This is a genomic window from Niallia sp. 01092 (assembly GCF_052318935.1).
In the GTDB taxonomy this organism is placed as follows: Bacteria; Bacillota; Bacilli; order Bacillales; family Cytobacillaceae; genus Niallia.
This window is the reverse complement of the sequence record NZ_JBQRKO010000013.1, coordinates 18,701-33,179: the sequence shown is the minus strand read 5'-3', so window position 1 is coordinate 33,179 and position 14,479 is coordinate 18,701. Positions and strand designations below refer to the sequence as shown.

Annotated in this window: 9 protein-coding genes and 2 pseudogenes; 1 reads left to right on the top strand and 10 read right to left on the bottom strand. The window is 35.2% G+C overall.

What is annotated here, in order from left to right; translation table 11 throughout:
* Positions 1–17 precede the first annotated feature (17 nt).
* The 6 genes from ACTXGU_RS13470 to ACTXGU_RS13445 form a co-directional block, all read right to left on the bottom strand.
* Positions 18–1,349 carry an amidohydrolase family protein gene (locus ACTXGU_RS13470; RefSeq protein WP_443482042.1) on the bottom strand — a complete coding sequence of 444 codons (1,332 nt, stop codon included), beginning with the start codon at positions 1,347–1,349 and terminating at the stop codon, positions 18–20.
* A gap of 2 nt (positions 1,350–1,351) precedes the next feature.
* Positions 1,352–2,347, bottom strand: a complete 996-nt coding sequence (locus tag ACTXGU_RS13465) for an ABC transporter substrate-binding protein (RefSeq protein WP_443482041.1) — start codon at positions 2,345–2,347, stop codon at positions 1,352–1,354.
* A gap of 81 nt (positions 2,348–2,428) precedes the next feature.
* Complete coding sequence (locus tag ACTXGU_RS13460) at positions 2,429–3,277, bottom strand: ABC transporter permease (protein ID WP_443482040.1); 849 nt, start codon at positions 3,275–3,277, stop codon at positions 2,429–2,431.
* Positions 3,278–3,295: 18 nt separating this feature from the next.
* Entirely contained in the window at positions 3,296–4,633 is a 1,338-nt protein-coding gene (locus ACTXGU_RS13455) for an FAD-binding oxidoreductase (RefSeq protein ID WP_443482039.1), read from the bottom strand.
* Positions 4,634–4,649: 16 nt separating this feature from the next.
* Complete coding sequence (locus tag ACTXGU_RS13450; RefSeq protein ID WP_443482038.1) at positions 4,650–5,453, bottom strand: ABC transporter ATP-binding protein; 804 nt, start codon at positions 5,451–5,453, stop codon at positions 4,650–4,652.
* A 204-nt stretch (positions 5,454–5,657) separates the two neighbouring features.
* Positions 5,658–6,482, bottom strand: coding sequence for a creatininase family protein (locus tag ACTXGU_RS13445; protein ID WP_443482037.1), 825 nt, complete (start codon positions 6,480–6,482; stop codon positions 5,658–5,660).
* Between the two features lie 795 nt (positions 6,483–7,277).
* On the opposite strand from ACTXGU_RS13445, the pseudogene ACTXGU_RS13440 reads away from it, so the two are divergent.
* Positions 7,278–8,614, top strand: a pseudogene (locus ACTXGU_RS13440) (IS4 family transposase).
* A 481-nt stretch (positions 8,615–9,095) separates the two neighbouring features.
* On the opposite strand, the gene ACTXGU_RS13435 reads toward ACTXGU_RS13440, so the two are convergent.
* The 4 genes and pseudogenes from ACTXGU_RS13435 to ACTXGU_RS13420 all read right to left on the bottom strand — a co-directional run bounded on the left by ACTXGU_RS13435 (position 9,096) and on the right by ACTXGU_RS13420 (position 14,396).
* A complete protein-coding gene (locus tag ACTXGU_RS13435; protein ID WP_443482036.1) occupies positions 9,096–10,517 on the bottom strand; it encodes an 8-oxoguanine deaminase in 1,422 nt (473 codons plus the stop codon).
* Between the two features lie 100 nt (positions 10,518–10,617).
* On the bottom strand, positions 10,618–10,893 hold the full coding sequence (locus ACTXGU_RS13430) for a hypothetical protein (RefSeq protein WP_443482035.1): 276 nt from the start codon (positions 10,891–10,893) through the stop codon (positions 10,618–10,620).
* Between the two features lie 5 nt (positions 10,894–10,898).
* Positions 10,899–11,930 carry a nucleobase:cation symporter-2 family protein gene (locus ACTXGU_RS13425; RefSeq protein WP_443482034.1) on the bottom strand — a complete coding sequence of 344 codons (1,032 nt, stop codon included), beginning with the start codon at positions 11,928–11,930 and terminating at the stop codon, positions 10,899–10,901.
* A 1,000-nt stretch (positions 11,931–12,930) separates the two neighbouring features.
* Positions 12,931–14,396: pseudogene (locus ACTXGU_RS13420) on the bottom strand (IS1182 family transposase).
* Positions 14,397–14,479 lie beyond the last annotated feature (83 nt).

The following is a 14,479-nucleotide window of genomic DNA, read 5'->3' as shown; positions in this document are numbered from 1 at the left end:
TGTTCTCAAGCAAAAACCTAGTCTTTCCCTATTACACTTGACAAATGGTGTAAACGTTCATTTTCAAACCTATGATCAGAAAACAAGCAGCTTATCCATTCACCATTATGAAAAACCATGCGAGTAGGAGACAGATTTGCAAAAAGATCATACATATCTTTTGCGTCAAAAAGTACAAAGCTAGCTGCATTTCCTTCCTTTATTCCGTATCTTTGCTCATTAAATAAAAATGCCGGTGTACTTGTCATCATTTTCAAAACGGCTAAGAGCTCTTTTTCACTTGCTAAGTGAGCGGTATATGCAGTCAAAAGTCCAATCTGCAGCAAATCGCCTCTCCCAAATGGATGAAAAGGATCATTGACATTATCGGAGGCTGTTGCAAGCATAACACCTCGTTGAAGCATCTCTTGCACCCTTGTAATTCCTCTGCGAATTAGCCCTTTATCCCCTCTTCCCTGCAAATACATATTTGCTCCAGGCAATGTAGCTGCACCGATTTGCTGAATTGCCATATCTTCTATTATTTTAAATGCTTTCATCTCTTCCATTGCCGCTAAAGAACACAAATGTCCTGTCATTACTCTTCCTTGAAAATCCCATCTTTTTGTATTTTGAATTATCTGTTCAATTGTACAAACATTAGGATTATCCTGTTCATCCACATGCAAATCAATAAATTTATGGTGCTTTACAGCAAGTTGGAATAAATAGTCAATATCTTCTTTTGCCTTTGGCGACAAATGAGGTGCACCGCCAATACCATCAATCCCGTAAGATATTGCTTCCTCGATAATTTCTAGGTCCTCTCGGCTTTTGGATGAAATCTCTGAAAACATTGGGACAATTTGCAAGTCAATAAATGGTTTCATCAATTCTTTCGCTTCGAGAACTGCCTGTAAATTGCTCAACGCAACCTTCGGCGAAACATCCAATTCAAAATTCACATGTGTACGAATACGAGTAGTTCCATAGGATAAGGATTGAAGCGCTGATTTTATCACTCTATTTTTTATTTCTTCATAAGTAAAAGCAGCAGCTTTTTGACTATAGTTTAAAATAGCCTCTTGCAAGGTCCCTGATTTATTAGGAACCATTTTGAGAGAAAACGCTTTATCTAAATGGGTATGGATATCAACAAAAGAGGGTAGAATTACCCTCCCCTCCAAATCTACCTTTTTTTGACTCTTCCAATCCATCGTAAAGCCTTTAGAAAATTTCGGGATATTTAATATCCTTTTTTCCCCTTGTTTCTTTACTTTAGAAAAAACTCCATCCTGGATGGTGAGTGTATAGAAATGTTGACTGTCTAATATCGGAACGCTAACATTATATAATTGGATTTCTTCCATAATTATTCCCCTAGATATTTAGTTGTATATAGTTTTGACACATCTTCCTTCTTTTTAATGATTCCTAAATCTATTAGTTCCTCTTGAAGTTTTGTCCAACGTTCTTTAGACATATATCCAAATCCATGTTCTTTTGCATCACCGCCGAAGATTAAGTCTTTTTCGGTTTTTGCTCCATATTCCATTACATCTAAGGATAAATCTGGATTTTTTTCTTTTAAAAATGGATTAATTTCATCCGAATTATCACGATAATAATTCCATCCTTTAACAGTCGCTTTCATAAAGGATTCCACAAGCTTGGGGTTGTTTTTTAAAACATCTTCTGTCGTAAATATAACGTTCGCATATGTTTCAAAACCAGAATCATGAATATATAGGTAATTTGTTTTCACACCTTTTTGATCCAATACAAAAGGTTCAGAAGTTGCATATCCTTGTGTCACCGAATTTTTGTTATCAATAAATGTAGATAAAGAACCTGTATATGCCATATCTTTTACATTTAAATGATACTTTTTCTTAATATATTCCCAATAGCCGCTTCCTGGAGCAGTATAAACCGTTTTTCCTGCTAAATCTGAAAAATCTTTTACAGCTCCTTTATGAGAAATAAGAACTTGTGGGCTTTTTTGGAAGATCGCACCGATTGCAACTAATGGTATTCCTTTCTCTCTAGCAATTAAAATATCTTCCGCTTGCGTATAGCCAAACTCCGCTTTTCCAGATGCTACAATTTGAGTGGAAGATATTTGCGGGCCTCCTGGCTCTACCGTCATATCAATTCCTTCTTCTTTATAAAAGCCTTTTTTCAACGCTGCATAATTTCCCCCATGCTCCGGCTGAGCAAACCAGTTTGTAACTAACTTTGCTTTTTCCAATCCGTCGCTGGTCTTTGTTCCACTTGTCTTATCACTATTTCCGCAAGCTGCAAGCATCAGTATCGCAGAAGCTATTAATACCATCCCAATTCGTTTTCCCGCTTTCCATCTATCCATCAGCTTTTCCCCCAAACTTTTTTGGTAATTTTCGAATTAATGCGTCTTTTCTATTTCTCTACTTAAAAATACCTTCATCTTTTAATTATCACGTTTCATTTCTGATTCATGCCAAGATCCAAGCACCCATTTCGAAAACAAATTTACTACTAGGAAAAACAATATACCTAAAATACTAGCAGAAATCCCACAAGCAAATAAAAAGGGTGTTTCCATTTTAGTAGAAGCAACAGTTATGGCATAGCCTAAGCCCCCATCTCCTCCGCCTATTCCTGCAATATATTCCCCAACGATAGCACCAACAACCGCTAGCGTACAGGATATTTTCAAACCTGCCATTATATAGGGAAGGGCAAAGGGTATACGGACCTTCCACATAATTTTCCAATTGGAAGCTTGATATAAATGTAAAAGATTAATCATCCCTCTATCAGTGGCATTCAAGCCAACCAATGTATTGGAAAGCATCGGGAAAAACCCAATTGTAAATGCAATAATAACAATTGCATTTGCACCGGATCCGAACCAAATAACGATGATGGGTGCTATTGCAACAATCGGAATTGTTTGCAGTAGAATAGCATACGGATATAAGCTTCTTTCTAAAATTTTGGAGCTAGCCATTAAAATCGCACCAACAATTCCACCAATAACACTTAAAAGAAAACCAATGATAGATTCGGAGATTGTTCTAAAAACCGCATTTCTTAAATTCTCGCCATTTTCTATTGCTGCTGTTAAAATATCGGTTGGTTTTGGAAGCAAATATGGTGGGATTTGAAACCACACCGTACCATATTGCCAAATAAACATAAACAAAATAAACACAAGAACAGGTGGTGTCCAAACATTTAAAATTTCCAGTGAATTTTTATTACTTTTAATTTTAACAGCTTGAAATTTCGTCAATCCTTGTCGGGCTTGTTCCATTTAGCTCCCTCCTTTTTTTTAATAAGCCTCTGTTTCCTGTTTTACCGGAATTTTCCCTGGGTTTAACAAATCATAAGGATCATTTTCTTTTTTCTTCTGCAAAATTTCTTCCATTCTTAAATTATATCCACCAAAGCCTAGCAAATAAGTATGGGGATCGTTTATTTCTACTCCAACACTTCTGAAGTAATCAATTATTTCATATAATCTTTCTTTTGACTGATAAATTAATACAGGTAAGGAAGCTGGCGTAATTTCACCTTTTATCTTTATATATTCAAAATGAAATTGTACTTCATTCCCATATTTCTCGCGTATCGCATCCATTTGTTCAAAAATTTGATCTACTTTAAAGCGTGCTTGTAAATAAGTCATGTTTTCACCATGTTTATGCGCCCATAATGTCGCATGATTCCACGTAAAATCAGATACTTTCAACCCTCTATGATATTTACTAGCAGGAATTGTAAAATCAATTGTCCCAGCATATTTCTGTATCAATTGCTTCAGTAATTCCCTTGATTTTTCTTCTAATTCCAACATGACAATCGACTTATTGGGCTGTAAATATTCTTTTAAACCTTGAAAATGAGTTGGAATTGGCCATTCACATACAGATACAAGACGTTTCGTTGCTTCTTCTATATGTGCTAACTCGTCTGCAAATTTAATTGCTTCCTTAAAAGTATGAAATGACACAATATGCTGTTCCCATTCTGTTCGATTCTCTATTGGCAAAACTGCTTCCAATACGATGCCAGTTGTACCATAGTTATGTATATATTGTTCTATTTCTTCTCCAGCTACATCAAATATTTGCGGTTCTTCTTCAACGGTCATTACCGTTACACCTAAAATGTTTTGATCCCATAAATTGCCCCATCTTATGGAGCCGATACCTCCGGATCCCCCACAAAGAAATCCTCCAACTGTTGCAGTCATAAATGTACTAGGAAAAATCCGCAATTCTTTTCCTTGTGCACGCAGATTCTTTTCTAACACACCTAGCTTCATTCCGGCTTGTACACGAACTGTTTGATCAGTAACCTCCAATAAACGGTTTAGCATCGTTAAGTCAAGTACAATTCCGCCTTTAAGAGGGATAGCTTGTCCATAGTTCCCTGTACCTGCTCCACGAATAGTGACCGGAACTTTATGATCTACCGCAAAAGCTACAATTTCTTTCACTTCATCCATAGTCGTTGGCTTCATAATGCAATCAGCAATCTTTTCTTTTAACTCTTCATAAAGAACTGGTGAATACCAATAATAGTCTTTTGATAAACGTTCCTTTACATTTTGACTGACAATTACTTTATCTTCTCCCATTAATTCCATTAATTTTTCCAGCCACATATTTAACCACCACCACCTAAAATTTTAAATAATGCGAAACTTTTGCTGCAATATCACTAAACTTATGATCTGTTCTTAGTTCTGCTTCCCTTGGAAAAGGAAGATCTACAGCTACCATATTTTCTACTTTTCCAGGACTAGGTGTCATTACTGCTATTTTTGTAGATAAATAAACCGCTTCAAATACATTATGGGTAATAAATAAAACAGTCATTTTTTCTTGCTCCCAAATTTTTAATAATTCTGCTTGTAATTTTTGTCTCGTAATTTCATCTAGCGCACCAAAAGGCTCATCCATTAGTAATAATTTTGGTTTAGCAATCAGAGCTCTTGCTATCGAAACCCTCATTTTCATTCCACCGGACAGTTCTCTTGGAAGTGCTTTCCTGTAATCTTCGAGTCCTACCATTTTTAATACTTTTTCAGCCATTTCACGCTTTTCCGCTTTCGGAATGGGACGAAATTCTAACGGAAGCATCACATTATCCATCACATTTCTCCAAGGAAGCAAGGTTGCATCTTGAAAAACAAAGGAAACATCGGTACTTTCCTTTTGCGCAAGACGTGGGCTTGTCCCCAAAATTTGTAGCTCTCCTTCTGTATGCTCAATTAATCCTGAAATCATTTTAAAAATCGTGGACTTTCCACATCCTGAAGGACCAACAAATGATACAAACTCTCCTTGCTGAATATTTAAGTTAACATTTTGCACAGCTGTTTTTCCATTTAAATACACTTTATTGACATTTTTCAAATGAACAATATTCCTATTACTTATCTGTTCGACGTCTAACACGGAAAGGTTTGAACTTGGTTTCAATGAATTCTCCTCCTTTTTAAAATGTCTCTGTTAAATTTCATTGTTGATTTTTGAATGGTCAGGGGAATCTACTCGCTTTCTGCGGACGAACCGGCAAGCCTCCTCGCTCGTACCCGTCTGAGCTGAGGTCTTGCCAGCCCGTTTTTTAAGCAGGAGTCTCGTAAATTCCCTTCCCAAAAACAACATTATCGTTTAAAAGAGCATTTAAAATAGTTGCAAAGTACTTTTAACGGTTGAAATGTTAAACCGAATCATTTCTTTTAATGCACTAGCTACTTGCTGACTAACAAGAGCATTGATTTTCCTTCCTTTTTCAATTGTAGCGCTTGCTGCATCTCCTGCTACACCTGTATTGGAAATATCATTCATTACCCAGGCAAAATAGCTTGACCCTTTTAAATATAGATGCTTTGTATCCTCCGGCAAGTGTACAAATTCAGTCGGACTTAAATCCATATTTACCCAAGATTCTTTTAATGCCAAAATCATGGAAGTTTCTACTTCCCCTGCATGTATGCCAAATTTTTGCTCTTTTTCAGAAATAAGTGAATCAATAACGGAGTAGTCAGGATTTAAACGAAAAACCGTTAACCCTGTTTCAATCCGAATATCTCTTGAAATCATATTTAATAAATCGTGATTGCCACCGTGTGTATTAAAAAGCAACAATTTCTTAAAACCACTTTGCTGCACACTCTTCGCAATATCAGTAATAACCGCTTGCAATGTGGAAGCAGACAATGTAATCGTACCTGGCATTCCTAAATGCTCTGTGCTTTTTCCATATGCAAGAGGCGGAAGCACCCAGATATTTTCCTCTTCTGGAAGCATCTCTAATGCTTGAACTAGAAGTCCCTCCCCTATTAAAGTATCTGTATAAATAGGTAAATGGGGACCATGCTGTTCGATAGCACCAACTGGTAGGACAACTACTACATCTTCCTTTTCTAAAACCTCTACTTCTTTTGTAGATAATCTTGGTAAAAATCTTTTTTCAAAAGCATGTCCAGAATAACGATTGTGTAGCATTCTTTCCTCATTCCTCCCGAAAACGTTTTTATTTTTCCAAAATTTTAATAAAGCACCTTACGCATAACATATTAAGTTATTTTTTCTAACATCATCACGTTATTAATGATAATAAATAGAAGTTAAATATTCATCAGCTTATATATCTATTTATTTTTTGAATTTTTGTACATTTTAAACAAAGGATTTACAATTCGTGTAATATATTCTTACATGCCCCCCCTTTAAAAGAAGCATCGTAATCATAGTGAATCACGATTGTCAGGTTTCAGCCAAAACCATCATAGACATATAGAATGGTATTTTACTTGTAATGTGATTCATTCCGCCTACACTTCACTCTCTATTGATCTACTTGTGAAAGAATAAAAAATTATTATTACAACTTTCTTCATCTTCTACAAATATAAGCGCGGACAGTGGTCACAGTGCTTAGCCATGATTAAATTAGATACTTCATGTGCAGTGAGATGGAAATGAAAATGGAGAATTACTGAGGAGTTGATTGCATCAAACTATCGATTGCAGGGAAGTCATGTTGAATGGACAACAACACTCACTTACACTACATACCTGCTACACAAAATATTGAAATCCTTCTTCTTTTTACTAACTATACCTAAAAATATTGTAACAAAAGAAGTAACAATGTCCTCCCAATAAAGAAAAATCATGCAATTTGTCTTTATTGGGGGTCTGACCCACATGCCCATCAAGCTAACGAAACGAATTTCCCCCAAAATGAAAAAAACGTTATTCTTTCAGTAAAATACTTGAAAAGGATGACGTTTTTTTATGAACCTCTCGCTTTCTGAAGAACTATATCTATTCTCACAAGAATTACAACGTTTTCTATCTCCAATCGTCCTACAAGAAGTCGCTAGCACATCGCTTACGCAACTATGTAGTCGATTAGAGGCTTCGACGGGCGTGCTCATGAGCCCAGAAGGATTGAATCAACGCTTTAATCCAGCAGCTGTCGCATTTCTTCGAGAAGTCTTTACTTCTCTTCTCACAAAAAAACTCTGTTCCAATCAATCGCTTTCTGCACACATGATGTCTATTTTCAATCGGATTCGTATTTTAGATGCGACGGTGTTTCAGTTACCAGATACCTTCGCCACTGACTATCAAGGTTCAGGCGGAAGTAGTCATACTGCGGGAGTGAAGATTCAACTTGAATACGATTTACTCAGTAGTCAATTTTTAAATGTGCAGCTTGGGCCGGGAAAGAACAATGATAAAACATACGGTACCATTTGTCTTGAAACCGTTGAAAAAGGAGACCTATGTTTGCGAGATCTCGGTTACTTCGATTTAAGTGATCTACAAGCGATTCACGATAAAAAGGCTTACTATATCTCGCGGTTGAAGCTGAATACACGCATTTATATCAAAAATCCCGAACCCGATTACTTCAAAAATGGCACACTGAAGAAACATACGGAATATATTCAGCTTGATATGGACCAGATGATGTCTGAACTACTACCAGGTGAAACGATTGAAATTCCTGAGGCGTACATTGGGCAAAATCAAAAGCTGCCAACGCGTGTCATTATTCATCGTTTAACCGACGATCAAACGCTAACGCGTTTGAAAAATCAAGCAATACGTGAAAAGAAAAAGGGTATTGTCATGAAGGATAAAAGTAAGCGTTTGATGGGCATGAATGTATCATCACGAACACATCGCCAGAAGAAGTGCCGACTAACTTCGTGCATGCCTTGTATTCACTACGTTGGCAAATAGAGATTTTGTTTAAAACATGGAAGTCGTTCTTTGAAATTGATGAAAACATCAAAAAAGAACGTCTTGAATGTCATTAGTATGGCCAACTCATTGGCATTCTCATCTGTTCCTCTACGATGTTTCAAATGCGACAGTTTCTACTCGAAAAGCAGAAGCAAGAACTGAGCGAATACAAAGCCATTTATATGATTAAGGATTACTTTCCGTTACTGTTCCAAGCAACGGCAGTTGACACAGATGAACTCTTGGCGATTCTGCATCGCCTCTATCAATTGCTTAAAAAGAATGGTCGTAAATGTCATCGTTACAAAAAAATGACCGTCTTCGATATTCTTGGTGTTGTCTATGAAACGACGGTGAATAACAGACAAGCTGCCTAGCGAAAAAATCACATTTTCATAGGTTTATTGGGCATGTTTATTTTTCCAAAACTCATTAGTCACAGTACAAAAATCAAGGTGTAGCTAGGGTTTCTCACCGTTAGCTTGATGGGCATGTTGCGGTACCCCAAATAAAAGTAACGAAAAAGAATGATAAAAAAGATTAATAAATCTGATTTTTTTGTATTATCATACTATTATTCACCGTTTAAAATTTTGATCTATTACTGATCGGAAGGAGTGAGGGCAATGAATATTAAACAATCTATCTTAAATAACTGTTACCCTCAATCATTTGTTTTTATTATTAATGTTTTTTATTTCTTAAGTAAGGAAGTCCTCTCTAAATTTCATATTATTCGAACATTTGTTAAACTTTTTTACAAAGATTCTTCTTATTCTTTTAGGTTTGTAGGTGGATATCGCAAAAAATATGAGATTACCTAAGTCTACCATATATTATGCAACAGTGTTTTCACACTTATATTAATGATTTTCTAGGTTGACTTTTTCTATAGTTTATTTTTGTATGTCTTTCAGCAAGCTCCAACATTCTCGTTGCTGCTACCTGAGCTTTAATAGCCAATTGTTCTTCATTAATATTTACAAGCCTTCCTTCTTTCACTACTACTTTTCCCCCGACAATGGTAGTATCAACTTGTGAAGTTCCAGTTAATATAGGTAAAGAAATATCATCAAATAAAGCACCTGCAAATTCCAATCGATTAGTATCAATCATAAATAAGTCCGCTGCTTTCCCAACTTCTAATGAGCCGATTCCGTCTTCCCAGCCTAGAATCCGAGATGAGCCTCGTGTTGCTACATACAAACAATCCTCTGCACTTAAAGCAGTCGATCCATGTTGTAGTTTATGAAGTAAGTTCAGCACCTTTAACTCCAAAAGCATACTAGAGGCATCGTTTGAAGCGGAACCGTCGACTCCTAACCCCACTTTGACACCTGCTTTTAACATCTTCTCAATTGGGAATGTTCCTGACGATAATTTCATGTTACTACTTGGACAGTGAGCTATTCCACATCCACATTGCCCAATTTTTATAATCTCATGATTATTAAACCAAATGCCGTGTGCATACCAAACATCATTCCCTACCCATCCAGTTTCCTCCATCAACTCTAACGGTCGTAGCCCTAATTTTTCTATACAAAATTGATCTTCATCCACAGTTTCCGCTAAATGCGTATGCATCCTTACACCGTAGCTTCTTGCGAGAGCTGCTGATTCTTTTAATAAGTCTTTACTAACTGAGAATGGTGAGCAAGGAGCAACTCCAACACGTAACATTGAAAATTTACTCGAATCATGATAGGTCTCAATAACTCTTCTAGTATCTCTTAATATTGTTTCTTCATCCTGTACGACTTCATCTGGTGGCAAACCTCCATTTGACCTACCAAGACTCATCGATCCTCGCGTAGGGAAAAAACGTATGCCCAAATCATTTGCTGCATGTATTTCTTCATCAATTAATTCTCCACTTATCGAATTAGGAAATACGTAGAAATGATCTGAAGCTGTTGTACAACCACTTTTTAATAATTCTCCTAATCCTACCATAGCACTTAAATAAACATCCTCTGGTGTAATATGACGCCATATATCATAAAGAGTGATTAACCAGTCAAACAATTCGACATTTTGAGCTCTCGGGATATTTCGTGTAAAAGTTTGATATAAATGATGATGTGTATTTATTAAGCCTGGAAAAATTATTTTTCCTCTTGCATCAATTACTGTATCAGCAGTTTCATATGGAATATCTATTCCAATAGCCCTAATCTCTTGACCTTCTACATAAATACTCCCACCTGGATAAAGGTTTTTATTATCATCCATTGTTATAATGTTTCTCGCATTTTTTATTAATAATGTTTTTTTCATCAAATCACCTTCTATTTATGTTACTTTATCTAAAAGAACAATAAATTTCCTTTTCTATTTAATATAAAATACTGTTTTCACCATTTTAATGGATCGTTTTTTAATAATGTGAGAGTTCAGCCATTTTCATTTTTTGTTCAACTCTCTCTTTCTTATTCAAGATGATATTTAAAAATAATAGAGTTAAAGTACCCATCACGATTCCGTTACCTAAAACAAGTCTTATCGTTTCAGGAAAAGCATCAAATGCATGAGGAATGGCATTAATACCTAAACTAATCCCTAAGCCAACTGCCACAATAATTTGGTTTGAAGCTTTTAATAAATCTGCTTTTGACAGGGTTTGAATCGAAACGGTTATAAGCATGCCAAACATAGGAATCATTGCACACCTAGAACAGGTGCAGGAATGACGATCGCTAATGCTGCAATTTTAGGAAAAATACCTATAAGGATTAACATGATACCTGCAACAGCAACTACATATCGATTTGTTACCCTCGTCAATGAAACTAGTCCAACATTTTGAGTAAAGGAAGTATGGTTAAAGGAATTAAAAATTCCACTGAAAATAACGGCTATCCCTTCTGCATGTACCCCCTTCTTTATTTGTTCTTCTCCAATTTTTGTATAACAAACCTCACCTAATGCTGTGAATACCCCTACACTCTCAATCATAATAATAATAGCTATCAAACTCATAATAAGGATAGAAGAAAGATCAAATGTAGGCATTCCAAAATAAAAAGATGTAATTGGCACAAACCACTCTGCATCACTAACAGCTGATAAATTTACTTTTCCAACCAAATAAGCTATGAATGTTCCTGCCAACATAGAGATCAATACGGAAATTACCTGTAAAAAGCCTTTTAATAATGTATTGCAAACGAGAAAGGTGAACAAAGTCACTATAGCTAATGTTAAATTTTCTAAGGATCCAAAATCCTCTGAGCCTACACCGCCAGCAACATAATTCATGGCTACAGACATTAATGAAGCACCAATAATTAATACAATTGATCCAGTAACTACAGGAGGAAAGTATGGAATAATCTTACTGAAAAAGCGACTTAATATAGTGACGACAATGCCTGAAACAATGACAGCCCCAAATACACCTTGAATACTATGAATTTGTCCAATCGCAATAATTGATTCTACGACTGTAAAAGAAATTCTCATCATTACAGGTAATTGTATACCTACGCCTTTTCCTCCTATTACTTGAATTAATGTGGCAATTCCACAAGTAAATAAATCAAAGGATACTAAATAGATGAGTTGCTCTTGCGTTAAGTCAATTGCTGGTGCAATAATTAATGGAACTGCAATTGCACCACCATACATCACACACATATGCTGAAACCCTAGAATAATTAATTGACCAATACTTAATTTCTCGCTTTTCAATTGAATCAGCCCTTTCTTATAATTCCGTTAAACTAGATAAGATGTATAAGATGGTTATCATCTAATCCTTCATTGTGCCCGAGTATTTTACCAATGATATAAAACTGAGATTTCCTTTATTATTCTTGGTAAGCAAAAACGTATAGAATTTTATATTTTTCACTTAAATGGCTGAAGAATATTTCTTTTATGTACTGTTTTCTCTATAAATAATGAAAGTACTTTCTTCACAGCATGAACATAACAATTTAAAATACCTCCTTTTCGTACATAATAAGTAAAAACAAAAGCCCCTCCTGTCTTCTTTTAAGAAGACAGGAGGGGCAAATAAATAAAGAAACACAGTCCTTTAGAAACTCTTTGCCACTCAAATTCATAAAAAATGAGTTTAGAATGAAAAAATGATACGATATGAAAGTTTTAAAACCTTAATGCAATTATAATTTTTTTATAGTAATATTTGTATATTTTTGTAAGGTTTTCTAACATGATTTTTTAAAAGGTGGGCTATGTTAAAGCTCATTGTTAATTTTGCCACCTTGTTGATTTACTTGTGAATAAGAAGAAAAAGGTTGATGTATTCCCACTTGAGGTTGCCAAGATTTATATATGCTCATTAGGGATTTGTATCTAAATAGACCGTTTTTGTTACTATAAAACAAGTGTCTTTCTCCTCATATTAAGTGTAGCTTTGAAATAAAGTTTGACCAAAACATTACTCGGAAAGTTGATTTACCGTTAATAAAAGATTCAGTTTATGTATAAAAGATTAATCAAAAACAGGCTTTATTGCGATTTATTTTTATAATATTTTATTTCAAAATTACAAAGGATTACCATATAATCACATCATGATTTCCCCTTAGAATTTGGAAACAATTCTTTTTATGACTTTACTTCATGATTCCCTTTTTTCAATCTCGAGATAAGTAAAAGTAGTAGTGGCAGTAAAAGGCAACTTGTCTCCAAAATTTAGACAGCAAGTTGCCTTTTTCCTTGTCTATTTTTCCTCTTTTTCTTGGAGGAGTTTTAGAATCCGCTTGAGATTGACGGCGAATATCGCTGTAGCGCCTTGAATTTCCATGCCGAATAGACCCGAGGATGATGCTGTATCATAGCCGTGTCTGTGTTTAAGTTCACTTTTTTTCGCTTCAATTTTATAGCGGGTTTTCGCTAGGTTTTTAAATCTTTCTGTATTATGAAATGCTTCTTGATCTTTATGTTCCGTTGATTTGATGGTTACAGAATAGGATTTACTTTTCGCTCCTTCTTTATAACATCCTTCTCGGAAAGGACAAACTTTACATTTCTCAATATCAAAAAGATATTTGATTCTAGGGTTTTTATCTTGCCCCTTTCTTTCATCTATTTTCTTTTGAATGGCCATGTGTCCTGCCTTACAAACATACATCCCTGCATCTTTATTAAATTCAAATTCTTCTTCTTTTGTCCGTCTCCCATTTGTAATAAGTGGATGTAATTTAGAAATAAGTTCTAGTTTCTCTTCTTTTGTATAGCAAATATTTTCATTTTCCGAGTAGGCAGTATCCCCAATGATTGTTTCAATTTTCATTCCTGTTTTTTGGCTTTTTTCAGTTAACTCTGGAAGATACTTTCCATCACTTTTTTCTCCTGTTGTCACAACTGATGCAGTTATAATTCGTTCATCACACATCGTGTAATGTGTTTTATATCCAAAGAAAGAAGAATCCTCTGATTTATACCCCACACGTGCATCTGGATCCTCTGAAAAGCTCAATTGTTCGGTGTAGTCTTCTACCACTTCTTTTAAAACATTTACTTTCTCCTTCACGGCAGGGATGGCAGCGATTTGTGGTTCTGATTCAACAACTGAAAGGAGTTGACGGCAATAATCCAATTCTTCATTTACTTCATTAGAAGTTGTTTTTGGTGGGAATTTTTCTTTCATTGAATCGTCAATTTGGTAGACAGCTTTTCGAACATTTTTAGATTTCTCTTGTAAAAATTCTTTCGGTGACTTTTGGTTATAACGTGCTTTTGTATGAGTAGAATCTACAATAATGGTTTTACTCTTTATGATTTTTTTATCAAGTGCAATCTCCACTGTTTTGCCGATAAGCATATCTAATAAACCCACATCTTGAAGACGGAGCTTACGAAATTTCGTTAAGGAACTTGGATCAATGACGGCCTCTTCTGGTGCCATATCGAGGAAATATTTAAATCACATATCATATTTGGAACGTTCTACTACATCTACATCTGACAAATCATAAATCGATTTAAGCAAGAGATATTTGAACATACGAATCGGCGGCACTGCATTACGACCGTTATCCAGACAATATTTTGTTTTCAATTCTTCAAGAATAAAGGAAAAGTCCACTAAATCATTGATCTGGCGAAGCATATTATCTTTTGGGACAACGAAATCATAAATAGCTAGAACGGACTAAACGTGAAAGATTCTTGATTAGAAATCATTTTTATACCACCTACATACTTTTTAATATCATAATTATAAAACAAAAAGGCAGTTGAAAGTTCGATTAAATAAAACTTTCAAC